At 71.4% G+C, this 26,853-nt stretch carries 25 protein-coding genes; 9 read left to right on the plus strand and 16 right to left on the minus strand.

Translation table 11 applies throughout. The features are described 5' to 3' along the window. Positions 1 to 60: 60 nt before the first annotated feature. The 4 genes from ANAE109_RS06420 to gltX form a co-directional block, all read right to left on the minus strand. Positions 61 to 264, minus strand: a complete 204-nt coding sequence (locus ANAE109_RS06420) for a hypothetical protein (RefSeq protein ID WP_049768533.1) — start codon at positions 262 to 264, stop codon at positions 61 to 63. Next, positions 261 to 848, minus strand: coding sequence for a DJ-1/PfpI family protein (locus ANAE109_RS06425; RefSeq protein WP_011985576.1), 588 nt, complete (start codon positions 846 to 848; stop codon positions 261 to 263). Before ANAE109_RS06425 ends, ANAE109_RS06420 begins: the two co-directional genes overlap by 4 nt. A 108-nt stretch (positions 849 to 956) precedes the next feature. Then, positions 957 to 3,302 carry a glutamine--tRNA ligase/YqeY domain fusion protein gene (locus ANAE109_RS06430; protein ID WP_011985577.1) on the minus strand — a complete coding sequence of 782 codons (2,346 nt, stop codon included), beginning with the start codon at positions 3,300 to 3,302 and terminating at the stop codon, positions 957 to 959. A 117-nt stretch (positions 3,303 to 3,419) separates the two neighbouring features. Next, the gene (gene gltX, locus ANAE109_RS06435; protein ID WP_011985578.1) at positions 3,420 to 4,835 is read right to left on the minus strand and encodes a glutamate--tRNA ligase; all 1,416 of its coding nucleotides are present in this window, start codon (positions 4,833 to 4,835) and stop codon (positions 3,420 to 3,422) included. Between the two features lie 35 nt (positions 4,836 to 4,870). On the opposite strand from gltX, the gene ANAE109_RS06440 reads away from it, so the two are divergent. The 3 genes from ANAE109_RS06440 to ANAE109_RS06450 are packed head-to-tail and all read left to right on the plus strand — an operon-like array spanning position 4,871 to position 7,064. Next, positions 4,871 to 5,386 (plus strand): hypothetical protein, encoded by a 516-nt coding sequence (locus tag ANAE109_RS06440; RefSeq protein WP_234945255.1) that lies wholly within the window; start codon positions 4,871 to 4,873, stop codon positions 5,384 to 5,386. Beyond that, a complete protein-coding gene (locus tag ANAE109_RS06445) occupies positions 5,383 to 6,402 on the plus strand; it encodes an MYXO-CTERM sorting domain-containing protein (RefSeq protein ID WP_011985580.1) in 1,020 nt (339 codons plus the stop codon). Before ANAE109_RS06440 ends, ANAE109_RS06445 begins: the two co-directional genes overlap by 4 nt. A 59-nt stretch (positions 6,403 to 6,461) precedes the next feature. After that, positions 6,462 to 7,064 (plus strand): dihydrofolate reductase family protein, encoded by a 603-nt coding sequence (locus ANAE109_RS06450; RefSeq protein ID WP_011985581.1) that lies wholly within the window; start codon positions 6,462 to 6,464, stop codon positions 7,062 to 7,064. A gap of 27 nt (positions 7,065 to 7,091) precedes the next feature. On the opposite strand, the gene amrB is transcribed toward ANAE109_RS06450, so the two are convergent. Continuing rightward, positions 7,092 to 7,889, minus strand: coding sequence for an AmmeMemoRadiSam system protein B (gene amrB, locus ANAE109_RS06455; protein ID WP_011985582.1), 798 nt, complete (start codon positions 7,887 to 7,889; stop codon positions 7,092 to 7,094). 238 nt (positions 7,890 to 8,127) lie between these two features. Here amrB and mrtX point away from each other — a divergent pair, with 238 nt between their 5' ends. Further along, a complete protein-coding gene (gene mrtX / locus ANAE109_RS06460) occupies positions 8,128 to 8,925 on the plus strand; it encodes a myxosortase MrtX (RefSeq protein WP_011985583.1) in 798 nt (265 codons plus the stop codon). 31 nt (positions 8,926 to 8,956) lie between these two features. After that, complete coding sequence (locus ANAE109_RS06465; protein WP_041448161.1) at positions 8,957 to 10,006, plus strand: deoxyguanosinetriphosphate triphosphohydrolase; 1,050 nt, start codon at positions 8,957 to 8,959, stop codon at positions 10,004 to 10,006. A 109-nt stretch (positions 10,007 to 10,115) separates the two neighbouring features. On the opposite strand, the gene ANAE109_RS06470 is transcribed toward ANAE109_RS06465, so the two are convergent. Next, positions 10,116 to 10,964, minus strand: a complete 849-nt coding sequence (locus tag ANAE109_RS06470; RefSeq protein ID WP_011985585.1) for a class II glutamine amidotransferase — start codon at positions 10,962 to 10,964, stop codon at positions 10,116 to 10,118. A 192-nt stretch (positions 10,965 to 11,156) separates the two neighbouring features. Here ANAE109_RS06470 and dnaK point away from each other — a divergent pair, with 192 nt between their 5' ends. The 3 genes from dnaK to ANAE109_RS06485 are packed head-to-tail and all read left to right on the plus strand — an operon-like array spanning position 11,157 to position 13,891. Continuing rightward, on the plus strand, positions 11,157 to 12,767 hold the full coding sequence (gene dnaK, locus ANAE109_RS06475; RefSeq protein ID WP_011985586.1) for a molecular chaperone DnaK: 1,611 nt from the start codon (positions 11,157 to 11,159) through the stop codon (positions 12,765 to 12,767). Between the two features lie 15 nt (positions 12,768 to 12,782). Next, positions 12,783 to 13,355, plus strand: coding sequence for a DnaJ domain-containing protein (locus tag ANAE109_RS06480; RefSeq protein WP_011985587.1), 573 nt, complete (start codon positions 12,783 to 12,785; stop codon positions 13,353 to 13,355). Beyond that, positions 13,352 to 13,891 (plus strand): CvpA family protein, encoded by a 540-nt coding sequence (locus ANAE109_RS06485; protein WP_011985588.1) that lies wholly within the window; start codon positions 13,352 to 13,354, stop codon positions 13,889 to 13,891. Before ANAE109_RS06480 ends, ANAE109_RS06485 begins: the two co-directional genes overlap by 4 nt. A gap of 93 nt (positions 13,892 to 13,984) precedes the next feature. Here the strand turns inward: ANAE109_RS06485 and ANAE109_RS06490 are convergent, their stop codons facing one another. The 3 genes from ANAE109_RS06490 to ANAE109_RS06500 all read right to left on the minus strand — a co-directional run bounded on the left by ANAE109_RS06490 (position 13,985) and on the right by ANAE109_RS06500 (position 16,788). Then, complete coding sequence (locus ANAE109_RS06490) at positions 13,985 to 15,016, minus strand: agmatinase family protein (RefSeq protein ID WP_011985589.1); 1,032 nt, start codon at positions 15,014 to 15,016, stop codon at positions 13,985 to 13,987. A gap of 10 nt (positions 15,017 to 15,026) precedes the next feature. Beyond that, the gene (gene speY / locus ANAE109_RS06495; RefSeq protein WP_011985590.1) at positions 15,027 to 16,199 is read right to left on the minus strand and encodes a deoxyhypusine synthase; all 1,173 of its coding nucleotides are present in this window, start codon (positions 16,197 to 16,199) and stop codon (positions 15,027 to 15,029) included. Between the two features lie 112 nt (positions 16,200 to 16,311). Further along, a complete protein-coding gene (locus tag ANAE109_RS06500) occupies positions 16,312 to 16,788 on the minus strand; it encodes an Rrf2 family transcriptional regulator (RefSeq protein WP_011985591.1) in 477 nt (158 codons plus the stop codon). An 84-nt stretch (positions 16,789 to 16,872) separates the two neighbouring features. Here ANAE109_RS06500 and ANAE109_RS06505 point away from each other — a divergent pair, with 84 nt between their 5' ends. After that, positions 16,873 to 17,712: a PHP domain-containing protein gene (locus tag ANAE109_RS06505; RefSeq protein ID WP_011985592.1), complete on the plus strand. Its 840-nt coding sequence runs from the start codon at positions 16,873 to 16,875 to the stop codon at positions 17,710 to 17,712. A gap of 82 nt (positions 17,713 to 17,794) precedes the next feature. Here the strand turns inward: ANAE109_RS06505 and ANAE109_RS06510 are convergent, their stop codons facing one another. Genes ANAE109_RS06510 through ANAE109_RS06540 form a run of 7 tightly spaced genes read right to left on the minus strand, consistent with a single transcriptional unit; the run spans position 17,795 to position 26,780 of the window. Then, positions 17,795 to 19,351, minus strand: a complete 1,557-nt coding sequence (locus ANAE109_RS06510; RefSeq protein ID WP_011985593.1) for an NADH-quinone oxidoreductase subunit N — start codon at positions 19,349 to 19,351, stop codon at positions 17,795 to 17,797. Between the two features lie 18 nt (positions 19,352 to 19,369). After that, positions 19,370 to 21,034 carry a NuoM family protein gene (locus ANAE109_RS06515; protein ID WP_011985594.1) on the minus strand — a complete coding sequence of 555 codons (1,665 nt, stop codon included), beginning with the start codon at positions 21,032 to 21,034 and terminating at the stop codon, positions 19,370 to 19,372. 18 nt (positions 21,035 to 21,052) lie between these two features. Next, positions 21,053 to 23,584: an NADH-quinone oxidoreductase subunit L gene (locus tag ANAE109_RS06520; protein WP_011985595.1), complete on the minus strand. Its 2,532-nt coding sequence runs from the start codon at positions 23,582 to 23,584 to the stop codon at positions 21,053 to 21,055. 2 nt (positions 23,585 to 23,586) lie between these two features. After that, positions 23,587 to 23,892, minus strand: coding sequence for an NADH-quinone oxidoreductase subunit NuoK (nuoK, locus tag ANAE109_RS06525; RefSeq protein ID WP_011985596.1), 306 nt, complete (start codon positions 23,890 to 23,892; stop codon positions 23,587 to 23,589). Positions 23,893 to 23,906: 14 nt separating this feature from the next. Next, a complete protein-coding gene (locus ANAE109_RS06530) occupies positions 23,907 to 24,533 on the minus strand; it encodes an NADH-quinone oxidoreductase subunit J (protein ID WP_011985597.1) in 627 nt (208 codons plus the stop codon). Positions 24,534 to 24,543: 10 nt separating this feature from the next. Further along, on the minus strand, positions 24,544 to 25,398 hold the full coding sequence (locus ANAE109_RS06535) for an NADH-quinone oxidoreductase subunit I (RefSeq protein WP_011985598.1): 855 nt from the start codon (positions 25,396 to 25,398) through the stop codon (positions 24,544 to 24,546). A 14-nt stretch (positions 25,399 to 25,412) separates the two neighbouring features. Beyond that, entirely contained in the window at positions 25,413 to 26,780 is a 1,368-nt protein-coding gene (locus ANAE109_RS06540; protein ID WP_011985599.1) for a complex I subunit 1 family protein, read from the minus strand. Between the last annotated feature and the right edge of the window lie 73 nt (positions 26,781 to 26,853).

Below are 26,853 nucleotides of genomic sequence, written 5' to 3' on the forward strand. Positions count from 1 at the left end.
AGTTGCGGGGGTTTTTTGTTTCTTCGGCCGACGTCGGCGCGCGGAGCGTGGGGTCGCCCGTCAGTCCGTGACCGTCGACTCGATGCGCCGGTCGGGGACGAGCCACATGAGCGCGACCGCCACGTAGATGGCGTCCGCCACCCACTCGCGCACGAAGGCCAGCGGGATGGCGAGGGCGTACAGGACGGGCGAGATCCTGCCCTTCAGATCCTGTCCCACGGCCGCGGCGAGCTTCGAATCCCGGCCCTGGCCCGCGAGGATCACGCCTCGATCCGCGACCCGAGCACCTTCAAGAACTGGCGCATCCACTCCGGGTGCGCCGGCCACGCCGGCGCCGTGACGAGCTTACCGTCGGTGAGCGCGTTCGACGCCGTGGCGTTCACCTCGCCGAAGCGCGCGCCGGCCGCGGCGCACTCCGGGCCGACGGCGGGGTAGGCGATGCACGCCTTGCCCTTCAGGATCCCCGCGGCGGCCAGGATCTGCGGGCCATGGCAGATGGCCGCGATGGGCTTGTCGTCGCGCGCGAAGGTCTGGACGAGCTCGATCACGCGCGGGTCGAGCCGCAGGTACTCCGGCGCGCGCCCGCCGGGGACGACGAGCGCGTCGTAGTCGCCCGGGCGGATCTCCTCGAACGTGGCGGTGACCGCGAAGCGGTGGCCGGGCAGCTCGACGTAGGTCTGGTCGCCCACGAAGTCGTGCACCGCGGTCTTCACCGTGTCGCCCGCCTTCTTGCCGGGGCAGACCGTGTGGACCGTGTGGCCGACCATCGTCAGGATCTGGTACGGCACCATCGCCTCGTAGTCCTCGACGAAGTCGCCGACGAGCATGAGGATCTTCTTCGCGGACATGGACGTCCTCCTCGCGGTGCGGGATGTGGCGAGGATGGCTCGCGCCCTCCCGCGCGGCCCGTTCCAGTTGGGTGCGGATCGGGGACGCGGCATGCCCGGCCAGCCGGGCTATCGCAGCTTCTCCTCCAGGACCTGCCGCACCAGCGCCGCGTCCGCCGCGCCGCCGGTCTCGCGCATCGCCGCGCCGACCAGCACGCCGAACAGCTTCTTCTCTCCGGCGCGGTAACGGTCGGCCTCGGCCCGGCGCGCCTCGAGCGCCCGCGCGACGGCGGCCTCGACCGCGCCGCGGTCCTCCACCTTCTCGAGCCCGAGCGCCTTCATGCGCGCCTCGGGCTCTCCGCCCTTCTCCACGAGCTCGGCGAGGAGCGCCTTGCCCGCCGCGGGCGTGAGGCGGCCGGCGTCGACGAGCGCCACGAGCCGGCCGAAGGCGCCCGGCCCGAGCGGGAGCGATTCGAGCGCGCGATCCCGCGCGGCGCCGAGGAGGTCGTTCAGCAGCCAGCGCGCCACCGAGCGGGCGCTCGGGTGGACCGCGAGCGCGGCGTCGAACCACGTCGCGAGCGAGGGGTCGCCGGAGAGGAGGTCGGCCTCCTCCTCCGGGAGCGCGAGCGGCCCCGTGTAGCGCGCGTGGCGCGCCGCGAGCTCCGGGTTCGCGGCGCGCGCCTCGGCCCGCAGGTCCGCCCGGCTCCTCCGCGCAGCGGCTCCCTGCTCCGCCGTCGTCGGACCACCGTCGCCCCGCGCGCCGGGAGCGGGCTCGCGGCGGGTGCGTCGCTCCACCGGCTTCGCCGCGGCGGAGCGCGCCGCCCAGGTGTCCTTGAGCGTGATGGTCCGGTTGAACACGGGCGCCCCCGGGCGCGAGTCCACCGGGTCCACGAAGAAGTAGCCCTGCCGCAGGAACTGCCAGCGGGTGCCGGAGGCGGCCGCGGCGAGGGCAGGCTCCACGCGCGCGCCGGCCGTCACCGCCAGCGAGCGAGGGTTGAGGGCCGCGAGGAAGTCCGGCTCCGCGTCGGGCTGCTCGGCGCCGAAGAGCCGGTCGTACAGCCGGACCTCCGCGGGCGCCGAGCGCGTCGCGTGGACCCAGTGGATCGTCCCCGCCACCTTGCGCCGCTCGCCCTCGCCGCGCGAGGCGGGATCGTGCGTGCAGCGGACCGCGGCGATCGCGCCCGACGCGTCGCGCACCACGCCCTCGCAGCGGACCACGTAGCCGCCCGCGAGGCGCACCTCGCGGCCGGGGGCGAGCCGCTTCCAGTCCTTCGGCGGCGCCTCGGAGAAGTCGTCCCGCTCGATGAGGAGCTCGCGGCCGAACGGCACCTTGCGGCTCCCGCCGCGCTGCGGCTCGGCGGGCCACCACGGGACGTCCAGCTCCTCGGTCCGGTCCGCCGGCCAGCTCTCGACGACGAGCGGCAGCGGGTTCAGCACCGCGAGCGCGCGCGGCGTCCGTCCCTCGAGGTCGGCGCGGATGGCGAACTCGAGCTTGCCGATGTCGACGACGCTGTTGTTCTTCGCGACGCCGATGAGCTCGGCGAAGTCGCGGAGCGCCTCGGGCGTCACCCCCCGCCGGCGCATCCCGGCGATGGTGGGCATGCGCGGGTCGTCCCAGCCCGCCACGCGCCGCTCGTTCACGAGCTGGAGGAGCTTCCGCTTCGATAGCACCGTGTAGCCGAGCGCGAGCCGCGCGAACTCGTACTGCCGCGGCCGCGGATCCCACGGGCCGAGGTTGTCGAGCACCCAGTCGTACAGCTCGCGGTTCGACTCGAACTCGAGCGTGCAGATGGAGTGCGTCACGCCCTCGAACGCGTCCTCCAGCGGATGGGCGAAGTCGTACATCGGGTAGATGCACCAGGTGTCGCCCGTGCGGTGGTGGCTCGCGTGCCGGATCCGGTAGAGCAGCGGATCGCGCAGGAGCACGTTCGGGTGTGCCATGTCGATCCGGGCCCGCAGCACCGCCGCGCCGTCCGGGAGCTCACCCCCGCGCATGCGCCGGAGCAGGTCGAGGCTCTCCGCCGGGGGACGGTCACGGAACGGGCTGTTCACGCCCGGCCGCTCGAAGCTGCCGCGCTGCTCGCGGATCTCGTCCTGCGTCTGGGTGTCGACGTACGCCTTGCCGTCTCGGACCAGCCGCTCGGCGCACTCGTACATCCGCTCGAAGAAGCCCGACGCGTAGTAGAGGTGCTCGCCCCACTCGCACCCGAGCCAGCGCACGTCCGCCTGGATGGCCTCGACGTACTCGGTCTCCTCGGTGACCGGGTTCGTGTCGTCGAAGCGCAGGTGGGTGCGGCCGCCGTAGGCCCGGGCGAGGCCGAAGTTGAGGAGGATCGACTTCGCGTGGCCGATGTGGAGGAAGCCGTTCGGCTCGGGCGGGAAGCGCGTGACGACCCGGCCGCCGTTCCTGCCGGCGCGGAGGTCCGCCTCGACGATCTCGGCGAGGAAGTTCTGGGGGCGCGGTGCGTCGCTCATCGTGGCCGATGGTGGTATCCCAGCGCGAAACGCCCCGCAACCTGGTGATGCCGGTGCGCCCTGAGCTCCAGGCTCCAGGCTTCGGGAACCGCGCGACGCCGTCGCCGCAGCCCCCCGCTACCCGATGATCCGGAGCGCGTCGTCGAGCCGCCGCAGCGCCTCGTCCTTCCCGAGGATCTGGAGGACGTCGTACATGCCGGGGGAGGCCGTGCCGCCGGTGAGCGCCACCCGCACCGGCTGCGCGACCTTGCCGAGGCCTAGCCCGCGCTTCGCCGCCTCGTCGTGGAAGAGCTTCTCGAGCGCGGCCGTCTCGAGCGCCTCCAGCGCCGCGATCCCGGCCCGGATGGCCTCGAGGATGGGCCTCGTGTCCTGGGTGAGGAACTTGTCCTTCGCCTTGGGGTCGAGCTGGACGGGGGCGTAGAAGTAGCGGAACTGCTGCACGTACTCGCCGAAGGTGCGGGCGCGCTCGCGGGCCACGGCGCACACGTGGCGCAGCTTGGCGTCGTCCGCGGCGGGGAGCCCCGCGGCCTGGAAGTAGGGCAGCGCCCGCCGCGCGAGCTCCTCGTCGGAGAGCTTCTTCAGCCACTCGTGGTTCACCCAGGCCATCTTGTCCTGGTTGAACACGCCCGCGGTCGCCCCCACGTCCTTGAAGTCGAAGAAGCGGACGAGCTCGTCGCGGGTGAAGAGCTCCTGGTCGCCGTGCGACCAGCCGAGGCGCACGAGGTAGTTCACCACCGCCTCGGGCAGGTAGCCCATGTCGCGATAGGCCGTGACGCTGGTCGCGCCGTGGCGCTTCGAGAGGCGCGTCTTGTCCGCCCCCAGGATCATCGGCAGGTGCGCGAAGCGGGGGGCGGGATACCCGAGCGCCTCGTACATGAGGATCTGACGGGCGGTGTTGTTCACGTGGTCGTCGCCGCGGGCGACGAGGTTGATCGCCATCGTCACGTCGTCGACGACCGCGCCGAAGTTGTAGAGCGGGACGCCGTCGCCGCGGAGGATCACCTCGTCCTGCAGCACCTCGTAGGGCGTCTCGATCGGTCCCTTCACGAGATCGACGAACGTCTTGGAGCCGGTCTGCGGCACCCGGAAGCGGATGACGTGCGGCCGGGACGGGTCGTAGGGGAGCTCCCGGCAGGTGCCGGGATAGCGGAACTGGCGCTTCTCCGCCTCGGCCTGCTTCCGCTGCGCGTCGAGGACGTCCTTCGTGCAATAGCAGGCGTACGCCTTGCCCTCGCGGATGAGCTTCTCCGCGTGGGTCTTGTAGATCTCGAGCCGCTGCGTCTGGAAGTACGGCCCGTGTGGACCGCCGACGTCGGGTCCCTCGTCCCAGTCGAGGCCGAGCCAGCGCAGCCCATCGAAGATCGCGTCCACCGCCGCCTGGGTGGAGCGCTCGCGGTCCGTGTCCTCGATCCGCAAGACGAACGTGCCGCCGTTGCGACGCGCCCACAGCCAGTTGAAGAGCGCGGTGCGCGCCCCCCCGATGTGCAGGTAGCCGGTGGGAGAAGGAGCGAAGCGAACGCGGGGCTTGTCCATGGCGGGCGGAACCTAGCATGGGTAGAATCGCGCGCGTGCCGACACGCGCCGCCCTGCTCCTCCTCGCCTCCCTGCTCGCCGGCGCGCCCCGCCCCGCGAGCCCCGCCACCTTCCTCGAGACGAGCGTCGAGGACGCCGCGCGGACCTCGCACGCGGTCGTGCGCGGCGTGGTCGAGGTTACCCGCGCTCGCTGGGCAGGCTCGCGGATCCTCACCGAGGTCACCGTGCGCGTGACGAGCGCCTGGAAGGGGCAGCCGGGCGAGCAGCTCGTGCTCCTCGTCCCCGGGGGGACGGTGGGCGAGCTGGCGCAGACCGTGGACGCGGCGCCGACCTTCGAGCGGGGCGAGGAGGTGGTGGTGTTCGCCGCGCGACGCGGGCAGCGCTGGCGCGTGAACGGGCTCGCGCTCGGGAAGTACCGCGTCCGGGATGGGATGGCCACACCGGGCACGGGCGACGCGCGCATCGAGCGCCGCGCCCTCGCAGCGGGGGAGCGTGCGGTGGGTCCGATGCCGGTCGCCGAGCTCGAACGGCGTGTGAGGAACGCGCGATGAGCGGGCGCACGTCCCGGGTCGCCGCCGCCGTCGCGGCGGTGCTCGTCGCCTTCGCCGCGCAGGCCTACGAGCGCACCAAGAGCTCGCAGGGCGCGTGCTTCTACTGGCCCCAGCGGACCGTCCCCTTCTGGATCAACGCGAACCGAAGCGCGAGCTCGGCGAGCTGCGCGGCGCCGAGCGGCGCCGAGACGGTGGCCATCGAGGCGGCGCGCGCGTCGTTCCGCACCTGGACCGGCGCCGCGCAGTCCTGCACCGATCTGGTGCTCGAGGACCGTGGCCTCAGCGCGTCGTCGATCGTCGGCTTCGATCAGCGGAGCGGGGCCACGAACCAGAACCTGGTGGTGTTCCGCGACGGCTGGTGCTCGAACGAGTTCAGCGACACGGATCCGTGCTGGGACGTCGATCCCTTCACGAGCCCCTCCGCGATCGAGGAGACCTGCGCGAACCTGCGCAACTGCTTCGAGGACCCCTCCCCGCTGGACCGGGCGACGATCGCCATCACCACCGTGACGCACGATCCACGGAGCGGCCAGATCCGCGACGCCGACATCGAGCTCGCCGACTGGACCGGCCTGCGCGACGGTCAGTCTCTGGGGTCCACGCAGCCGCCCGAGGGCTGGTACTTCACCTGTGGTACCTACCCCAGCCCCTGCGGCACCTACGGGCAGGACAGCTGCTCCTACATCGATCTGCAGTCGAACGTCACCCACGAGGTCGGCCACTTCATCGGCCTCGCCCACCCATGCGAGCTCGGCGATGGCGACTGCGGCCAGAACAGCCCGTTCCGGGACTTCGTCATGTTCCCGTCGGCGAGCCTGGCGGACTTCGACAAGCGCGTCCTCCACCCCGACGATCTGGCGGGGCTGTGCGCCATCTACCCCACGGGGAAGGCGCCCGTGACGTGCGGGTCGAGCGGCGGCGGCGGCGGCGGCTGCGCCTCGGCGGGCGGAGGGGCGGGGATCCTGTCGGCCGCGCTCGCCCTCGCGGCGCTCGCGTGGCGGCGCCGGCAGCGATAGCGCGGCGCCCGGCTGATCTGGTGGAGCACGGACCCTCTCGTACATCGGGACTCAGCGCCATGGGCCTCTTGACCTTCGCGCTCAACGTGACGCTGGACGGGTGTTGCGACCACCGCGAAGGGGTCGCCGACGACGAGATGCTCCGCTACTGGACGCGCGTGATGGACGCGGCGGGAGCGATGCTCTTCGGGCGTCGGACCTACGAGCTGATGGAGGACGCCTGGCCCCAGGTGGCGCGAGACCCGAAGGCGACACCGGCGGACCGGGACTGGGCGAAGAAGCTCGAAGCCAAGCCCAAGTACGTGGTCTCGACGACGCGCCGCGACTTCCCGTGGAGCAACACGCATCGCGTCGAAGGGGACCTGACCCGGGCGGTGAAGGCGTTGAAGAAGGCCACGCCGCGCGGACTGCTCGTGGGTAGCCCCACACTTTCGGCCGCGCTCCAGCGCCTGGACCTCGTCGACGAATATCGCTTCGTGGTCCACCCCGTGGTGGCCGGGCACGGTCCGTACTTGTTTTCCGGCCTGCAGCCGTCGTTGCGCCTGGAGTTCGTGGCCGCGACACGGCTCGAATCGGGCATCGTGGCGTTGCACTATCGCCGGCGCTCGAGCTCCCGAACCTCCTTGCGCCGCGGATCCCGGCGTGATCCAGCAACCGGATGAAGAGCGTCGTCCGTTCCCGTCGCTTGGTCACGCGATCGCGATCCCCGCGTAGCCTACTACCTGGTCCTCGTCCCCGCTCACCTCGCCCGAGTGGGCGTAGCGGACGAGCTCGGCGCGCGTGGCGCCCATGAGCCGCGCGGCGACGAGCATCACGGTGGCCGGGACGATCCCGCACATCGAGATGTCCTCCGCGTGGACCACCTCGTAGAGCCCGCGGGGATCGAGCGCGAGGATCCGCTCGATGGCGCGGTGATCCTTCTGGCGCGCGACCGGCGCGGGGAGGTAGTGGCTCATGTCGCTCGAGGCGACCACCAGCGCGCCCGCGGCGGACGCGGCCTGCGCGACGGTCCGGCCGATCTCGACGCAGTCCGCGTAGGGGAGGTGCGTGAGGCAGAGCGCCGCGATGGAGACGCCCGGCCGCGCCCGCTCCAGGAACGGCACCTGCACCTCCAGCGAATGCTCGAGCCGGTGCGCGCGCGTGTCGGCGGTGACGAGCGGCGAGGCCGAGAGCGCGGCGGTGAGCTCGGCGTCGACCGGGACCTGGCCGAGGGGCGTGCGCCAGGTGCCGCTCGCCGGCCAGAGCGCGGCCGCCGCGCCGATGCCGGTGTGGTTCGGGCCGAGCACGAGCACGCGCGCGGGGATCTCGACGCGCGCGTAGACCGCGCCGGCGACGGCGCCGGAGTAGACGTACCCGGCGTGAGGGACGACCACGCCGCGGGCCCGGAGCCGCTCGCCCGGCGCGGCGAGGAATCGGTCCACCTCGCCGGCGAGCACGGTGGGATCTCCGGGATAGAACCGGCCGGCCACGGCAGGCTCGCGGATCATGGCCGGAGTATAGGGACGCCGCGGGGAGCGGTCCCGCTCCCGGGCGTGCGCTGCGCGCGCGAGCGCGGGGCGAAGGGTTCGGGGCGCGCATGAGGCGCCCCGCCCGGCGGCGGGCCCTGCGGGGACGGGCGGGCGGGCGCCCGGCGCTCGCCCGGCGGGAGGCGCGAGCGGCGACGCGGGCCGTCCCCGGGCGAGCGGCAGGTTGACGGTCCGAGCGGCGCGTGCGATCCCCGCCGCAGTGCCGACGACGTCCGCCGACCCGCGCGCCGCCGCGGCCCTCGCTCCTTCCTCGCTCCCCCCCGAGCCGCCGCGCGCCCTCGTGCGCACGTGGCTCGTGGCGATCGGGGGCCTCGCGCTGGCGAAGCTGGTCTCCGCGGTGGAGCCCACGGGCCTCCTCGGCGCGAACCTGGCCGGCGTCGCCGCGTTCCTGTTCATCGCGCTCCCCGACGGCCGGATCCGGCGACGCCACGAGTCCTGGAGCGCGTACGGCCTGCCTCCGCTCGCGCTGCGCGACGCCCGGGCGTGGCGCGCGATCGGGCGCGGCACGCTGCAAGGCCTCCTCGTGTGCGCGGTGGTGTTCCCCGCGTTCGCGGCGATCTTCTGGGCGTACGCGGAGCTCGTCCCCCACGTCCCCGGCGCGATCGCGCGCGTCGTCGCTCCCTACGGCGTCGCGCCGCGGCCCGCCTTCCGGCTCCCCGATCGCGTGCTGCTGCTCCTCGTCGTGCAGCTCCTCGTGGTGGCGGCGCCGGAGGAGCTGTTCTACCGCGGGTGGATGCAGACGAGCTGGAGGCGCTCCGCCCCGGAGCGCGGGGTGACGGTGCTCGGCGCGCGGCTCGGGAGCGGGTTCCTCTGGACGCAGCTCCTCTTCGCCCTCGGCCACCTCGTCGTCCTCCAGCCCTGGCGGCTCGCCACCTTCCTGCCGGGGCTCCTCTTCGGGTGGGTCCGGGAGCGCACCGGCGGGCTCGTCGCGCCGGTGGTGGTGCACGCGCTCTCGAACGTGTTCCTGGCCACGCTGGAGGCGAGCTTCTACGGGTGACAGGTCCGGGCGCGAGCGCTACATAGCGCGCATGCCCGGGTCCATCCGAGAGATGCTCGAGGAGCTGGAGGAGCAGACGCTCCACCCGCGCGCCGCGCGCGCGGCGCGGTCCCGCGGCCGGGAGCGGCGAGAGCCCGAGGACGACGAGCGGCCGTCGTTCCAGCGCGACCGCGACCGGCTCGTCCACTCCAAGGCCTTCCGGCGGCTCGCCGGCAAGACGCAGGTCTTCCTCGCGCCCCGCGGCGATCACTACCGGACCCGGCTCACCCACACGCTCGAGGTCGCCCAGGTCGCCCGGTCGATCGCCCGCGCGCTGCGGCTCAACGAGATGCTGGTCGAGGCGATGGTCATGGGCCACGACCTCGGGCACACGCCGTTCGGGCACGCCGGCGAGCGGATCCTGAACGAGGTCCTGCCGGGCGGGTTCCACCACGTCATCCAGTCGGTGCGGGTCGTCGACGTCCTCGAGAACGACGGGCACGGGCTGAACCTCACCGCCGAGGTGCGCGACGGCATCCTGCGCCACTCCAAGGGGAAGGGGAACGTGCTGCTCAAGGGGAGCGGCGCGAAGGCGCTGACCCTCGAGGCCGAGATCGTTCGGCTCGCCGACATCATCGCCTACGTGAACCACGACCTCGACGACGCGCTGCGCGCCGGCCTGTTCACCGAGGCGGACGTCCCGGCCTCCATCCGCGCGGTGCTCGGCGGCGGGCCGACCCCGCGCTACCGCACCCTCATCCGCGACGTGATCCGCCGCTCCGACGTCGACGGCGGGGGGCACATCGAGATGTCGCCGGACGTGCACGAGGCGCTGCTCGCGCTGCGCGACTTCCTCTATGCGCGCGTGTACGAGAACCCCGTCGTGCACGACGAGTTCGTGAAGACGCAGCGGATACTGCGCGACCTGTACGGCTGGTGCCTCGAGGACGCGGCGCGGCTGCGCGAGCGTCACGGCGTGGTCGGGCGCGAGGGTGACCCGCCCGAGCGCACGGCGACGGACTGGCTCTCCGGCATGACCGATCGCTTCGCCATCGGGGTCTGGGAGGCGATCTTCGTGCCGCGGCCGTGGAGCGTGGTGTGACGGCGCGGCGCGCTCGCTCGTGCTTCGACACGCTCGGCACGAGCGGACACCCGCTCACCCTGCGCCCCGCCGAAGGGTGGCCGGCCCCGGCCGTTGCCTCGCGATTCCGCTACGGTCCGTTCAGGCTCGACACCGTCACCTGCAGCGACCGGTTCACCGCGACCACGCTCCCCTCCGGGACCTCGATGAAGCCGTTGGAGGCGCGGAGCCGGGTGGCGAACGCCACCGCCTTCACGCGCCGGTGCGGCCGGACGCGGGGATCGCTCTCGGGGGTGTCCACCGCGAGCTCGTCGAGGGCGCACGGCACGATGCCCTCGTACAGCGCGTAGAAGAGGGGACCGCCGCGGCGGGTCGCCGCCATGATCCGCCCGTTCGTCGCGACGAAGACGAGCGGGCTCTGCTTCTGCTCGCTCGCGTCGCGCGCCCAAGCCTCGAGCTGCCGCACCGTCTTCGCGAGCGCGCGCCCGGCGGTGGCCGCGTCGAGATCCAGATCTTCGAGGCGACCCTCGTCCTTGAGCTGCTTCACGAAGAGCATGAAGGCATGCTCGGCAGGAGTCTCGCCGGCGATCTGGCGGCGCAGGTGGTCGGGGAGGGCGGCGAGGAGCCGCGGCCGGATCGCCTCCCACCCGGCGATCGTCCCGGCGTGGGCGAAGAGCCAGCGCCGGTAGCGGAAGGGCTGCGTGTTCTCGTCCTTGGACGGCAAGCCCGGCGTGTGACGCGCGTGGACGAGCAGCGCCTCGGAGTCCACCTTCCCGACGACCTCGGGGAGGGAGAGCGGGGAGGTCGCGCCCGAGGGGCGCTTCCCGAGCAGCACGTTGCCCGCGGCGTAATAGCCGAACCCGTACGCCAGCGCCGGGGTGGCTCCCTCCCCCTGCAGCGAGACGTGCGACTTGAGCCGCTCCAGCTGGCACCGGAGCAGGCTGTCATCGGTCTGGAGCACCGCGACGAGCGCGCCCATGGATTCCCTTCCTCGCTTCGGACCGCGGGGCCGATGGTCCGGTCCCGCACCGATCACGTTAATAACCGCGTCCGTCGCCCGGGGCTGGCTCCGGTCGCCCACCGGGGGGGCACGGGACGGCCCGGTCGTTTGACAGGCGTCGGAAGCGGCCGCTAGGATGCGCTAACCCGGCGAAACCGCTGGGCAACCGCCATGAGCGACGACATCGCCGTCGGAATCGACCTCGGAACCAGCTACAGCGCCGTCGCCGCCGCCGCCGAGGCGGGTGGCGCCCCGAAAGTGCTCCCCAATGAGTGGGGGGAGCGTACGCACGCCTCCGTCGTGTCGTTCCTCGACGACGGCTCGGTGCTGGTCGGGAACAACGCGAAGCGGAACATCATCACGAACGCCGAGAACACGGTGTACTCGGCGAAGCGGCTCATCGGCCGGTTCTACTTCTCCGACGAGGTGAAGAAGGCCCAGGCGGTGATGCCGTACCGCATCGTGGAAGGGCCGAACAACGCCGTGCGGCTCCAGGTGCGCGAGCGCGACTTCGCGGTGCCCGAGATCTCGGCCCTCGTCCTCAAGGAGATGAAGGCGATCGCCGAGACCGCCCTCGGGCGCGAGGTGACGAAGGCGGTCATCACCTGCCCGGCCTACTTCAACGACAACCAGCGGCAGGCGACGAAGGACGCGGGCCGCATCGCCGGCCTCGAGGTGCTGCGCATCATCAACGAGCCGACCGCGGCGGCCCTCGCGTACGGGTTCGGCCGCGACATCTCGCAGAAGATCTGCGTGTACGACCTCGGCGGCGGCACCTTCGACGTCTCCATCCTGGAGATCGGCAAGGACGTCTTCGAGGTGCTCTCGACGGCGGGCGACACCTACCTCGGCGGCGACGACTTCGACGACCGGATCATGAGCTGGCTCGCGGACGACTTCCTCGCGCGCCACGGGCTCGACCTCCGCCAGAACAAGTTCTGCCTGCAGATGCTGAAGGAGGCGGGCGAGCGCGCGAAGATCGAGGTCGGACGCGACGGCGCCGCGACCATCCAGGTCCCCGGCATCTGCCAGTCGCCCGAGGGCGAGGTCCTCGACCTGCAGGGGAAGCTCACCGGCGACCAGTTCAACCGCATGGTGATGGACCTCGTGCAGCGGACGTTCAAGGTGTGCGACGAGGCGCTGCAGTCGGCGCGGCTCACGGCGGGCGACGTCGACGCGGTGATCCTGGTCGGCGGCCCCACCCGCCTGCCCATCATCCGCAACAGCGTCCGGCACTACTTCCAGAGGGAGCCGATGACCGGGATCGACCCCGACGAGGTGGTCGCGCTCGGGGCGGCGATCCAGGCGCACGCGCTCCAGAACCGCAGCGCCGCCGAGTACGGCCAGGCGAGCTACCTGCTCGACGTGACGCCGCTCTCGCTGCGCGTGGGCACGGTGGGCGGGTTCACCGAGAAGATCATCGACAAGAACACGCCCATCCCCATCGAGAAGGCCAAGACCTTCACGACGAGCCGCGACGGCCAGGATCGCGTGAAGATCCGCGTCTACCAGGGGGAGTCGAACCGCGCGGACGGCTGCGAGCTGCTGGGCGAGTTCGAGTTCAAGGGCTTCCGGGTGGCGCAGCGCGGCGCGGTGCAGATCCAGGTGACGTTCGAGATCGACTCGAACGGCATCGTGAACGTCTCCGCCGCCGACCTCGAGACGGGGCAGCGCACGTCGACGACGATCAGCCTCTCCTCGGGCCTCTCGGAGCACGATCTCCGCGCGGCGATCGATCACAACGCCGAGCTCGAGCTGGCCCGCGGGCCGCGCGCGGCGTAGCCGGGGAGGCAGGCGATGGCCTTGGACGCCCAGTTCCTCATCGAGGTGGAGACGCTGGCGGGCGCGCTCGACCAGCTCGACTACTTCGCCGTGCTGAAGCTCCCTCAGAGCGCCGCGCCGGCGGACATCAAGGCCGCCTACTACCGCGAGTCGCGGGCCTACCACCCCGACCGCTTCGCCGCCTTCCCGAACGCGGCGCTGCGCGAGCTGGTGGGCCGCATCTACCGCCGCGTCAACGAGGCGTACACGGTGCTGCGGGACGATCGGAAGCGGGCGCGCTACCTCGCCGACGTGACCGGGCCCGAGCGGGCGGCCAAGCTGCGCTTCACCGAGGTCGAGGAGGCCGCGGTGAAGGACGAGCAGAAGCGCAAGCTCGAGGAGCAGCTCGGGCAGACCCCGAACGGCAGGAAGTTCTACGCCGCCGCGCTCGTGGAGATCGAGGCGGGGCGGTGGGAGGGCGCGGAGCGCGCGCTGAAGAGCGCCCTCGTGTACGAGTCCGCCAACGCGCGGTTCAGGGAGCAGCTCGAGGCCGTCCAGCGCGAGCTCGACAAGGGCCGCGCGAAGGGCGACGCCTTCAAGATCAAGTGACCGGAACGGCGATCGATCTCGCGGCGCTCGCGACGGTGGCCCTCGCCGCCCTCCTGGGCGCGTCGTCGGGCGCGCTCCGCCAGGTCCTGCAGCTCGTCGCGGTCGTCGCGGGCGTGCTCGCGGCGCGCCACCTCGCGGCGCCCGTGGCCGCGGGGCTGGGCAGCTTCGCCTCCGCGCCGGTGGCCCGCGCGATCGCCCCGGCGTTCCTGTTCCTCGGCGTCTCCGCGCTGGTGTCGCTGGTGGGGGGGGCGCTCCTGCGGGGCACCGCCGCGTCGCGGATCGTGCACGGCCCGGCCGACCGCGGCCTGGGGTCGCTCCTCGGCGGCGTGAAGGGGCTGCTGGGCGCATGGGTGGCGCTGTCCCTCCTCCTCCTCGTCGCCTCCGTCGCCCCGCGCGAATGGGAGCGGGACGTGCGAGAGAGCCAGCTCGTGCGGCTCGCCGCGCGCTACGACCTCGTGGCGCGCGTCGCGCCGGAGGGCGCGAGGACGCTCGAGCGGTTCCGGACGAGGGGGGAGGGGGAGCCCGGCAGGAAGTGAGGTCGCGCGAGCTCGTCGGCGGGCTTCAGGCTCCGGGCCTCGGGCCTCAGGCGCAGCCCTGAAGCCTGTAGTCCGAAGCCTGGAGCCTCGACTTCAACCCTGCTGCGACCGCAGCATCCAGCCCACGAGCTTGTACAGGAGCCGGGCGCCGACGTTGCCGTCCCACTCCCCGCCGTCGGGATCGGGCGCCACCTCGACCAGGTCGAACCCGACGAGGCGCCGGCCGCTCCGGACGATCCCTCCGACGAGCGCCGCCGCCTCCTGGAAGGAGAGGCCACCGGGCACCGGCGTGCCGGTGTGCGGGCAGAGCGTCGGATCGAGCCCGTCGACGTCGAAGGAGACGTACACGTCGCGCGGCAGCGGCTCGAGGATGCGCCGCACGACCGCCGCCCAGGGCTCTCCCTCGAAGCGCGCCTGGGCCAGCCGGGCGTCGTGGTGCTGCACGATGCGCCCGCCCGAGCGCTCGGCGTAGGCGTGCTCCTCCTCGGAGAGGTCCCGCAGCCCCACCTGCACGACGCGGGAGATCCCGGGGCACCGCTCCGCGGCGTTGTAGATCACGGACGCGTGGCTGTAGGTGAACCCCTCGAACGCCACACGCAGATCCGCGTGGGCGTCCACGTGGAGGAGCCCGAGGCCGGGGTAGCGCCGCGCGTGGGCGGCGATGGCGCCGAGCGCGGTCGAGTGATCGCCGCCCACCAGGCCGACGCGCTTGCCGCGGGCGAGCAGCCCGTCCACGCGCTCCTCGACCCAGCGGTTCACCTGCTCGCAGGCCGCGTCCACCGCCGCGGCGGCCCGCGCGAGATCGTCCCGCCCGGGCAACACGCCGCCCGCGTCGATGACCGGCGCCGCGGCCGCCCGCGCCTCCCGATCGAGCCGCGTGACGTGCTCTGGGACCTCGAGCATGTGGATGCCGGCCTCGTACGGACGCCCGGTCTCCACGTCGAAGAGGTCCACCTGCCGGCTCGCCGACAGGATCGCCTCCGGGCCGCGGCTCGTGCCGCCGCCGTAGGAGGTCGTCGCCTCGAACGGGACGGGGACGAGGACGACGCCCGCCTCGTCCTCGGAGTGCGGCAGGCCGAAGACGCCGGAGCCCGGCTGGGCGGCGGCGGAGGGATCGAAGGACATGGCAGGTGGTCTAACGCCGCGGGAGCGCGCGGCCAGGGCCCATCGTCTTCGCCTTGCCGGAGTCGCGCATCTCCGGCAGCGCATCCGACCCCGGGTGCTTCCTCACGTGCGCCTTGCGGAGCGTCTCGTACATCTCCGGCAGCCGCTTGAACAGCCGCTTGGGCTTGCGCTTCTTGCGCGTGGCGAGCGCGTACGAGAACACCACGGGCGCGGCGATCGTCGTGTCGGAGTAGACCACGACGTGGTTCTTCATCATGTTCGCCTGCACCTTGCCCCAGCTGATCGCCTCCGACGGCGTCGCGCCCGAGAGGCCGCCCCACTGCGGCGAGTCGGTCGAGATCTGCAGCACGTACTCGTGCCCGCCGCGGTTCAGGTCGAGGATCTGCCAGAGCGTCGGCTGGGTCTGTAGATAGAAGTTCTTCGGCGAGCCGCCCCCGAGGATGACGACCCCGTTCACCTTCGCGTCGTAGACGATGGCGGTGGACTGGAGGACGTCGAGATCGGGATCGACCGTGGTCTCGCCGCCCCGGAGCTTCATGGCGGCGACGTTCATGCCGATCGAGGAGTCGCCCGGCGAGGAGGTGAAGATCGGCACGTCGTACCTGGCGGCCGTCGCGACCCAGCTCTTCTCGGGCAGCGGCGCCTGCTGGTTCACGAGCTGGCCGAGGTAGTGGTGCAGCTGCGGCGTGGAGATGTGGCCGCGCAGCGACTTCGGGGCCTTCTCCAGCGCCTCGCGCACGAAGGCGTCGGTGTCGAGCAGCGAGTCCTCGGTGATGAAGACGTCGTAGATGCGCTCGATCCCGGCCTGGTAGAGCTCCTTGTCGTCCACGTGGAAGTGGCCCTGGACGACCGGCAGCTTCAGCGCGAAGTGGAGGTCGTGGTACAGGTTCGCGCCCGTCGCGATGACGAGGTCCACGAAGCCCGCCTCGATCATCGCCTGGATCGCGCCGCCCAGGCCCGCGGGCGCCATCGCGCCGGTCACGGTGAGCGCGATGGTGGCGTCGGAGTCGATCATCCGCGCGAACAGATCGCAGCCCTCCGCCAGGCGGCCGCCGTTGAAGGCGCCGGCGCGGCGGTACACGTCGACGAGATCCTCGACCGACATCCCGGGCCGGAGCCGCATCGGCTCGACGGGCGGGCGGGAGAGGTACTTCTTGCGGAGAACCTTCGAGTTCTTGGCCATGGCGGGCGCGGACGTTAGCGACCGCGGCCGGCACCGTCAAGGAACAGCGGCGACGCGGGAGCTCACGGGCCCCGCGGGCCAGCGAGCGGAGGTGGGCCCCGCGCCAGACGCCTCACGCCTCGCGGGCGGAGGCCTGGAGCTGAAGCTGCACGAGCCCGATCTGGCCATCGTCCGCCGGCTTGAAGGCGAGCTCGTTGAGCTTCGCCTGCCGGTACACGTCGAGCATCCGCTCCTGGCCCTGCCGCCACACCGACACCATGGTGCACGCGGTCGAGTGCCCGCAGGCGTCCTCACCGTCCAGGCACACGTTGAGGGCGACCGGCCCCTCGACGGCCTCGATGACGTCGAGGAAGCTGATCTCGCTGGGAGTGCGCGCCAGCGCGTAGCCTCCGTGCGGGCCGCGCGTGGACCGAACCAGGCTCTGGTCCACCAGCGTCTTCAGGATCTTCGCGAGGAAGTCCTCCGGCACGTCCATCTGCCGGGCGATCTCCCGGAAGGGCACGACCGACTCCTGCGGGATCGAGGCGAGGTAGATCATCGCCCGGAGGCCGTAATCGATCTTCCTGGAGATTCGCAGTACGTGCTGCATCGAGCCCTTCCTCGCGCGCCGCCTCTGCCGCCGAGCGCGCAGCTTTAGTGCCGCGTATTGTAACACGCACGAGGTGGACATTTCATGGCAGCCCAGCCCCCCGCCGGCCTCATCGACCTTCACTCCCACAGCCTCGCGTCCGACGGGGAATACGCCGCCGGGGAGGTGGCGGAGCGCGCCGCCGCGGCGGGCCTGCGCGTGTGGGGCCTGTGCGATCATGACACGGTGGCAGGTCTCACGGCCGCCCAGCAGGCGGCCGATCGCGTCGGCCTCCGGTTCGTGCCCGGGATCGAGCTCTCGGCCTTCCTCGATCGGCGCGAGATCCACCTCCTGGGCCACTTCGTGGACCCGGAGCACCCCGGCCTGAAGCGCTTCGAGGACTTCCTCGCGGAGCGGCGGCGGGAGCGCATGACCCAGATCGTCCAGCGCCTCGCGACGCTCGGCGTGACCCTGCGAGTGGAGAACATCGAGAAGCACAGCGGCGGCAAGACCATCGGGCGGCCCCACGTCGCCAAGGCGATCCTCGAGACCGGGGTGGTCTCCAGCGTGAAGGAGGCGTTCGATCGCTTCCTCGGCGAGGGAAGGCCCGCGTACGTGCAGCGCTACCGCCTGGAGGCCGACGAGGCGGTGCGGCTCGTGCGGGCGGCGGGAGGCACCACGACCATCGCGCACCCCGGCGTCAACGGCCTCGAGCGCGGCGATCTCGAGCGGCTCCGCGCCGCGGGCGTGGAGGGGATCGAGGTGCTGCACGCGGATCACAACCCGTCGGTCCGCGAGAAGTACCGCCGCCTGGCCGAAGCGCTCGATCTCGTCCCGACGGCCGGCTCCGACTTCCACGGACCGGCGATCTCGCCGGACCGCCACTTCGGCGACGTCACGATGACCGAGGCGGACCTGGCGCGGCTCGAGGCGCGGAGGCCGTAGCGCCGGCCGCGCGGCGCTCGAAAAGGAAGCGGCCCGACCGGATCGACCGGCCGGGCCGCGCGCGCCGCGACGGGCGGCTCCGCTAGCCGCGGAAGAGCTGCAGCGAGGCCTCGGTCCAGCGGACCATCGGCGTCCACCAGATCCCGAACACCAGGATCGCGACGGAGAACGCGCCGAGCATGACCTGGTAGCCGACCCGCAGCCGGACGGGCGGGGCCTCGGCGACGTACGGAGCGTCGATGAACATCGCCCGGATCACGCGCACGTAGTAGTAGAGCGCGATCGCGGTGTTGAGCGCGCCGATGAGCGCGAGCCACGCGTACCAGGCGCCCCCCGGCCCGTCGATCCGCTCGAACACCGCGTAGAACAGGTACCACTTGCCGACGAAGCCGGCGAAGGGCGGCAGCCCGGTGAGCGAGAAGAGGAAGATCGCGAACGCCACGGCCGCCGAGGGGTGCCGCTTCGAGAGCCCGCGGTAATCCAGGATCGACTCGGAGCCGGTCGACTCCGCGACGAGGATCACGACCAGGAACGCGCCCACGTTCATCACGAGGTACACGAGCATGTAGATCATGACCGACTGCATGCCGCGGTCGGAGACCGCGGAGAGGCCCATGAGCGTGTAGCCGGCGTGCGCGATGGAGGAGTACGCGAGGAGCCGCTTCAGGTTGGTCTGCCCGAGCGCGGTGAGGTTGCCGAGCGTCATGGTGACCGCGGCGATGACGCCGACCACCGCCGGCCAGGGGATGCCCGCGAGCGACTCGGCGAACCCCGTGACGGGCGACGAGGGCCCGGCGAGGGCGGAGTGGAAGATCCGGATCGCGAGCGCGAACCCGGCCGCCTTGGGGCCGACGGAGAGGAACGCCGTGAAGGGGGTGGGCGCGCCCTCGTACACGTCGGGGCACCACATGTGCCACGGCACCGCGGCGACCTTGTAGCCGATGCCCGCGGTCACGAACACGATCGCGACGACGAGCGCGACGCGGGTGGCGGCGACCGAGACGGCCGAGCCGGCCTGCAGCGCCTGCAGCTGGGCGCCCAGCTCGTGCAGGCTCGTCGTGCCGGTGAGGCCGTACAGGTAGCTCATGCCGAAGAGCATGACGCCGGACGCGACCCCGCCGTAGATGACGTACTTCAGCGAACCCTCGGTGGCCTTCCGGTCGCCCTTGCGGAAGCCCGCGAGGACGTAGCTCACCATCGAGACCAGCTCGAGGGAGAGGTAGACCATGAGCAGGTCGGTCGCGCTCGCCATCATGAACATGCCGAGCACGATCGCCATGAGCAGCGCGAAGAACTGGCCGATGCGCTCGGGAGGGAAGTCCCGGCCCTGCGCCGCGATGATCACGGTGAGGGCGCCCGCGGCGAGGAACAGCCACTTGAAGAAGATCGCGAACGCGTCGTTCGCGAGCATGCCGTTGAAGAGCGCCTGCGCGTCGGGCGGCTGGATGGCGAGGAGCCCCGCCGCCGCGGCGAGGACGGCGAGCGCCCCGGCGGTGAGGAGCGCGACCCGCGCCTGACTCCGCCGGAAGACCAGGTCGAGCACGAACAGGACGAGCGTCCCGAACGTGAGCGCCATCTCCGGCCGGAACCAGAGCGCGGAGCGCAGGTTCTCGTCGACGAGAGGGAGGAAGGATTCCATCGCGGTCTCGCTCCGGGCCTACAGCGGCCGGATGTTCTGGATGAGGAGGTGCAGGCTGCGGTTGATGACCCCGAGGATCGCCTGCGGGTAGAAGCCGAGGACGATGGCGATGGCGGCGAGCGGGTAGAGGGAGATGCGCTCGCGCCAGTTGAGGTCCGGGTAGCCCTTGTAGACCGGGTTCAGCTTGCCCAGGAACATGCGGTGGATCGCCCACAGGTAGTAGGCGGCGGTGATGATGACCGCGGTCGCCGAGATGATGGTGTAGGTCGTGAAGACCGGGAACGCGCCCGTGAACACCATGAACTCCGCGATGAAGCCGGCCAGGCCGGGGAGGCCGAGCGACGCGAAGAACGCGAGGCCCATGATGGCGGTGTACTCGGGCAGCTCGGCGGCGAGGCCGCCGAACTTCTCGATCTCGCGGTGGTGGGCGCGGTCGTAGATCACGCCCACGATGAGGAACAGCATCGGGCTGATGATGCCGTGCGTGAAGAGGTTCAGCACCGCGCCGGAGATGCCCGCCGGCGTCATCGCCGCCATGCCGAGCAGCGAGAAGCCCATGTGCGAGACCGACGAGTAGGCGATGAGCTTCTTGAGATCCTTCTGCCCGAGGCAGACGAAGGCGGCGTAGACGATGTTGATGACGCCGAACACCGCCATCGCGTTGGCCGCCCACGCCGTCGCGTCGGGGAGGAGCGGGTAGTTGAAGCGCAGGATGCCGTAGATGCCCATCTTCAGGAGCACGCCGGCCAGGATGACGGAGATGGGCGTCGGCGCCTCGACGTGGGCGTCGGGCAACCAGGTGTGGAACGGGAACATCGGGATCTTGATCGCGAACCCGATGAAGAGCGCGACGAAGGCGAGCTTCGTGAACTGCATCCCGAGGATGGGCGCCGCGTTCAGGAACTGGCCCTGCGCGCCCTGCTTCCCGAGCTCGATGAGGTTGAACGTGTGGCCGCTCGACATCGTCCCGTCGGCGAGCATCGCCGGGAGGCTGTTGTAGTAGATGCCGATGATCGCGAGGAGCATCAGCACGGAGCCGGCGAGGGTGTAGAGGAAGAACTTGATCGCCGCGTACTCCTTGCGCGGCCCGCCCCACACGCCGATGAGGAAGTACATCGGCAGGAGCATGACCTCCCAGAACACGTAGAAGAGGAACATGTCCAGGGAGACGAAGGTCCCCATCATGCCGGTCTGGAGGAGCAGCAGCATGACCATGTAGCCCGGCACCATCCGCACCGAGAAGTGCTTCGGGTGGTGCGCGTCGTCGTGCCCGTGGCCGTGGTCGTCGTCGACCATGCCGGCCATCTCGGCCGCCTTCGCGCCCGACCACCACGGCATCGAGGCGATGGTCGCCACGAAGGAGATGAGGCCGGACAGGAGCACCATCGAGATGGAGAGCCCGTCGACGCCGACGTAGTACTCGATGTTGAACGCGCGGATCCACACGAAGTGCTGCGCGAGCTGCACTCCGGTGTCGGTCGGGTCGTACATCCGCCACGCCGCGATGGCCGCCACGAAGGAGAGCCCGCTCGTCAGCAGCGCGATGAGGCGCGCGCCGTCGTCGACGAGCTTCTTCGGGAGGTTCGCGACGAAGCGGACCGCGAGCAGGACGACGATCGCGGCCGCTCCGAGGAGCGGGAAGAAGGTGGCCCAGCTGAGGACGTTGCCCGGGTTCAGGAACATGTCTCGGCTCTCCTGGCGCTACGAGATGAGGAAGTTCAGCAGGACCACCACGAGCGCGCCGCCGAGCGCGCCGTAGAGGTACGTCTGGATCCGGCCGGTCTGGACGTGGCGCATCTGGCGACCGATGCCCCAGGTGGCCTGCGCCACCGCGTTGACGAGGCCGTCCACGAGGTACTTGTCGATGGCGGCGTCGAGCCGGCCGAGGGTGCGGCCCACGGCGCCGACGAAGTTCACGGCGCCGTCGATGACGCTGCCGTCGAACCGGCCGAACGTCCGCGCGAGCGCGACGGCGGGCCGCACGACCACGAAGTCGTAGAGCTCGTCCACGTAGTACTTGTTGTAGACGACCGTCCAGGCGGCCTCGAAGCGCGCCTTGAGCCGCGCCGGCACGTCGCTCCGCCCGTCCTTGTAGAGGGCGCGGGCGGCGAGGAAGCCCACCGTCGCCGCGAGCACGCCGGCCGCCTGGAAGACGTACTCCCAGACGTGCTCGACGTGCGCGAAGGGGACCTCGGCGAGCAGCGTCGGCTCGAGCCAGTGCTCGAGGAGCGGCGCCGTGTGGGTCCACGCGGCGGGGATGCCGAGGAACAGGGTGAGGAACGAGCCCGCCGCGAGGAGGCTGAGCACGAGGGTGATGGTCCAGGGCGACTCGTGCGGCGTGCCGCCGTGGTGGCCGTGCCCGTGCGCGTGGTCGTCGTCGCGCGCCGGCGCCGCGTGGGCGGCGGCGTCGTGGCCGTGCGCCGCGTGCGCGTCGTGCGCGTGGCCCACCGCGTGGAGCTTCACGGCACCGTGCGACGGCGCGTGGCTGTCGACGCCGAACGCGTGGGCCGCGCCGTCGTCGGCGTGGACCGCGTGCGTGTGCGCCGAGGCCTTCGCCGCGACCGCCGCGTGGGGATCGACGTTGTGCTCGTCGTGGTGCCCGGCGCTGCCGCGGTACTCGCCGGTGAACGTCATGTAGTACGACCGGTACATGTAGAAGGCGGTGCCGGTCGCCGCGATGATGCCGACCACCCAGATGAGCGGGCCGAGCCACGGCGTCGGGACGCCGAAGAGCTCGAGGTGCCGGCTCGTGAACGCCTTCCAGAGGATCTCGTCCTTCGAGTAGAAGCCGTTCGCGATGGGGAAGCCGGCGATGGCGACGCAGGCGAACAGGTAGGTCCACCGGGTGATGGGCATGTACTTCTTCAGCCCGCCCATCTTCCGCATGTCCTGCTCGTGGTGGCAGCCGAGGATGACGGAGCCGGACCCGAGGAAGAGCGTCGCCTTGAAGAAGGCGTGCGTCATGAGGTGGTAGACGCCGGCCCAGTACGCGCCGACGCCCACGCCGATGAACATGAAGCCGAGCTGCGAGACGGTGGAGTAGGCGAGGACCTTCTTGATGTCGTACTGGAAGAAGCCGATCGACGCGGCGAACGCGGCGGTGAGCACGCCGATGAGCGCGACCCACCCCATCGCCGACGGGGAGAGCGCGAACAGGAAGTTGAGGCGCGCCACCATGTACACGCCGGCGGTGACCATCGTCGCCGCGTGGATGAGGGCGGAGACCGGCGTCGGGCCCGCCATCGCGTCCGGCAGCCACGTGTAGAGCGGCAGCTGGGCGCTCTTGCCCATCGCGCCGACGAACAGCAGCATGCCGATGAGCGCGAGGATGGAGATGCCCCACACCTTCGTGTCGAGGAGGTGCTGCTTGACGCCCGTCGCCTCGACGACCACCTGGTCGCGCAGCTCGCGGAAGTTCAGCGTCGGCCCGACCTTGATCCCGTCGACGCGAGGCGCGAGCGCGTCGGCGGCGTCCGCGTCGGGCGCGCCGGTGACCGCGTTCAGCTCCGCCGCCGGGCGGTACTCGAGGTTGCGCACGAGGCCGTCGCGCGGCGCCCAGGCGCCGCCGAGGGCCCAGAACAGGAGCAGCAGGCCGACGATGAACCCGAAGTCGCCGAAGCGGTTCACCACGAAGGCCTTCATGCCGGCCTTCGCCTTCTCGGGGTCCGTGTACCAGAAGCTGATGAGGAGGTAGCTCGCGAGGCCGACGCCCTCCCACCCGAAGAACATGACCGCGAAGTTGTCCCCCATGACGAGGAGCAGCATCGCGAACACGAACAGGTTCAGGTACGAGAAGAACCGCCAGTACGACGGCTCGTCCGCCATGTAGCCGATGGAGAACACGTGGATGAGCGCGCCGATCCCCGTGATGATGAGGACCATCATCATCGAGAGGGGATCGAGCGCGAACGCGAGGTCCACGGTCACGCGCCCGGCCGTGAGCAGGTTCCAGAGGGTGTTCTGGAGGAACCGCTCCCCCGCCGGCAGCTGCAGGAGCTGCCAGAACGCGCGGACCGCGACGGCGAACGACGCGAACATCGCCGTGACCGCGATGCGGTGGACGATCTTCTTGCCGAACGCCTTCTGCAGCTTCCAGCCCACGAGCGCGTTGATGGCCGCGCCGACGAGCGGGAACAGCGGGATGAGCCAGAGGTACGAGACGTTGTGCACGGCCAGCCGGCCGAGCTCCCCGGCCGCGTGTCCGACCGCCTGAAGGTTCGCGTGTGGTTCCATCGCTACTCTCGCATGAGGTCCGCGTGGCGGACGTCGATGGTCTTGAACGTCTGGAAGATGGCGAGGACGATCGCGAGGCCGACCGCGGCCTCCGCCGCCGCGAGGACGATGACGAAGAGCGCGAACACCTGCCCGGTCACGCCGCCGGTCACGTAGTGGTTGAAGGCCACGAAGTTGACGTTCGCGCCGTTCAGGATGAGCTCGACGCCCATCAGGACGCCCACGGCGTTGCGCCGGGTGGCGACCGTCACGAGGCCGAGGGTGAAGAGCAGCGCGCCGACGACGAGGAAATGGGTGAGCGAGATCATGGCGTCTCCGGCCGTCAGTCGGCCTTGAGCTCCTTGCGCGCGATGACGACGGCCCCGACCAGCGTCGCGAGCAGCACCATCGACGCGACCTCGAAGGGCAGCAGCCAGCGGGTGAGGAAGGCGTTGCCGATGGAGGCGGTCGTCGGGGCGAGCGCGTCGGGGATGCGCACCGCCCAGGGCGTGAGGAGCGCGACCGCGAGGAGGACCGGCGCGGCGGCGACGAAGAGCAGGGCGCCGCCGACCGGGCCGAAGCTCGTGTTCGACACCTTCACGTCCGTGATGCGGCTCGTCAGCATCACCGCGAACAGCACGAGCACGAGCACGCCGCCGATGTAGACGAGGAGCTGGGTGATGGCGACGAAGTCCGCGGAGAGGAAGACGTAGAGCCCGCCCGCGCCGAGCAGCGCCATGAGGAGGCCGAGCGCGGAGTAGAGGATGTTCCTCGAGACGGCCACCCCCACCGCGCCGGCCACGGCGATGGCCGCGAGCACGTAGAAGATCACGCCGGGCACCGTCAGCGGAGCCGCGGCGCCCGGCTCGCTCGGTGGGACGACGACCTGCTTCGTCATGTAGACGACGAACGCGACGACGAGCGCCGCGGCGGCGACCCAGGCGACGAGCTTTCCTGTGTTCGATCTCACGGGCGCGTCCTCACTTCGTCTCGGGGTTCGGGGTGACGGCCGGCTCCGCGGCCTTCTCGGGCGCGGGCGCCTGCTCCGGCGCGGCCTTCTTGGCGACGGGGGCGGCCGCGGCGGCGACCGCGGTGTTGGCGGCGGGCGCCGCGGGAGCGGGCTTCTCGCCGGCGGGGGCGCCGTTGCCCGGGACCGCCTTCGCGGCGGGGGCGGGGGCCGCGGCGGGGGCCGCGGCGCGCGGCGCGGCCCCGGCGGCCGCTGCGGCAGCCTTCGGCTGCGCGACCGGCTTGGCGGCGCCGGCCGGCTCGGGCGGCAGGAACTCCGGCCCGGCCGCGTCCCACCGGTGCGCCTCGAGCTTCACGCGGACGAGCGAGCCGAGCGGCGCGCGCGGGTAGTACTCCGCGTTCTTGTCGACCTTGTAGACCGGGAACGGGCTCAGCGGGTCGGACCAGCGGAAGGTCAGGTTCCGGATGTTCCGCTGCGAGCCCTCGAACTCGCGGGTGTGCTGGATCGAGCCCGTCGGGCAGGGCTCCACGCACAGGCCGCAGAACATGCACTTCGCCTCGTCGATGTCGAACTGGGTGACGACGCGCTGCTTCGGGTTCGTCGGATCCTTCTCGAGCGTGATCTGGATGCAGTTGATGGGGCACGCCCGCTCGCAGGCCTGGCACCCGGTGCAGATCGCGGCGTCCACCTCGAGGAACCCGCGGTAGCGCGGCGGCAGCATGTCGCGCACCGGCATCGGCGTGCGATCCGGGTACTGGACCGTGATCGGCCTGCGGAGCAGGTGCGAGAGCGTGATCGACATGCCTTGCCAGAAGGACTTGACGGTGTCCCTGATGGCGCCGGTGTATTCGCTGACGGACTGGGCCATGTTCGTGTCCCGCCTTACCAGTTGGAGAGGTCGACCTGGTCGCCGCCGGCCTCGACGTTCCGCTTCGCGAGCCGCAGCATCTGGACGAGGGCGAGGACCGCCGCGACGGTCAGGACCACGCCGCTCACGGTCGACGCCGCCGGCACGCGGGCCACGAGGATCTGCCAGAGCAGCGTGGCGACGAAGGTCGCGAAGGCGCCGGGGACGAGGTACTTCCAGCAGAGGTTCATCATCTGGTCCACGCGGATGCGCGGGAAGGTCCAGCGGATCCAGATGACCAGGTTCATCACGAGGAAGGTCTTCACGAAGAAGACCGCCATGGACGCCACCTGCAGCCCCCACCACGCCGGGGCGGGGAGGGCGCCCGCGCCGCGCGCCGCCTCGTACGCCGCCGCGCCGACCCCGGGCACCTGCCAGCCGCCGAAGAAGAGCGTCACGGCGATGGCGCTCATGATCCAGACGTTGCCGAACTCGACGAGGAAGAAGATCGCGTAGCGGAACGCGGTGTACTCGGCGAGGTAGCCGGCGACGAGCTCGGACTCGGCCTCGGGCAGGTCGAAGGGCGGCCGGTTCGACTCGGCGAGCTGCGCGATGAAGAAGATGACGAACGCGATCAGCGCCGCCGGGTTCGAGAACACGAACCACTGCCACGGCCAGGCGCCCTGGGCGCGGATGATCCCCTGCATCGACAGGGTGCCGGCCATGAGGATGGGGACCATCACCGCGAGGCCGGCCGGGATCTCGTAGGAGATCACCTGGGCGGCGGAGCGCATGCCGCCGAAGAGCGCCCACTTGGAGTTGGAGGACCAGCCGGCGAGGAGGATGCCGACCACCACGAGCGCGGTGACCGCGGTGATGTAGTAGATGCCGACGTTGAGATCGGCGGCGATGACGCTCTCGCCGAAGGGGAGCGCCACGAAGATGAGGCCGAACCCGGCGAAGACGAAGTACGGCGCCGCGCGGAAGAGCATCCGGTCGGACTCGGCGGGGATGAGGTCCTCCTTGAGGAGGAGCTTCACCGCGTCCGCGATCCACTGGAAGAAGCCGCCCGCGCCCACGCGGTTGTAGCCGATGCGGCTCTGCATGCGGGAGCTGACCCGCATCTCCCACCAGATCGTCACCGCGGCGACGACCGCGCCGAAGTTCAGGATCATGAAGGTGAGCGCCGCGGCGACGGCCGCGAAGACGAGCCCGGTGTACGGCCAGGTGGCCGGATCGTGGCCGAGCACCTCGCGCACGAACACCTGCACCGGCTCCGGCTTCGCGAGCGTGGCGAGCACGAGCACGGCGCCGAACAGGATCACGGGGAGCGCGAGCGCCACCGCGACGGTGAGGAGCAGCTTGGTCCGGGGGTTGCCCTTCGGGAGGGTGACGGTGGCCATTAGCGGTCGATCTCCGGAGCGGCGACGTCCACGCGGCGGGCGAAGCCCGCCGGATACGAAGTGTGCAGCCCTC

The organism is Anaeromyxobacter sp. Fw109-5 (genome assembly GCF_000017505.1).
Lineage (GTDB): Bacteria > Myxococcota > Myxococcia > Myxococcales > Anaeromyxobacteraceae > Anaeromyxobacter.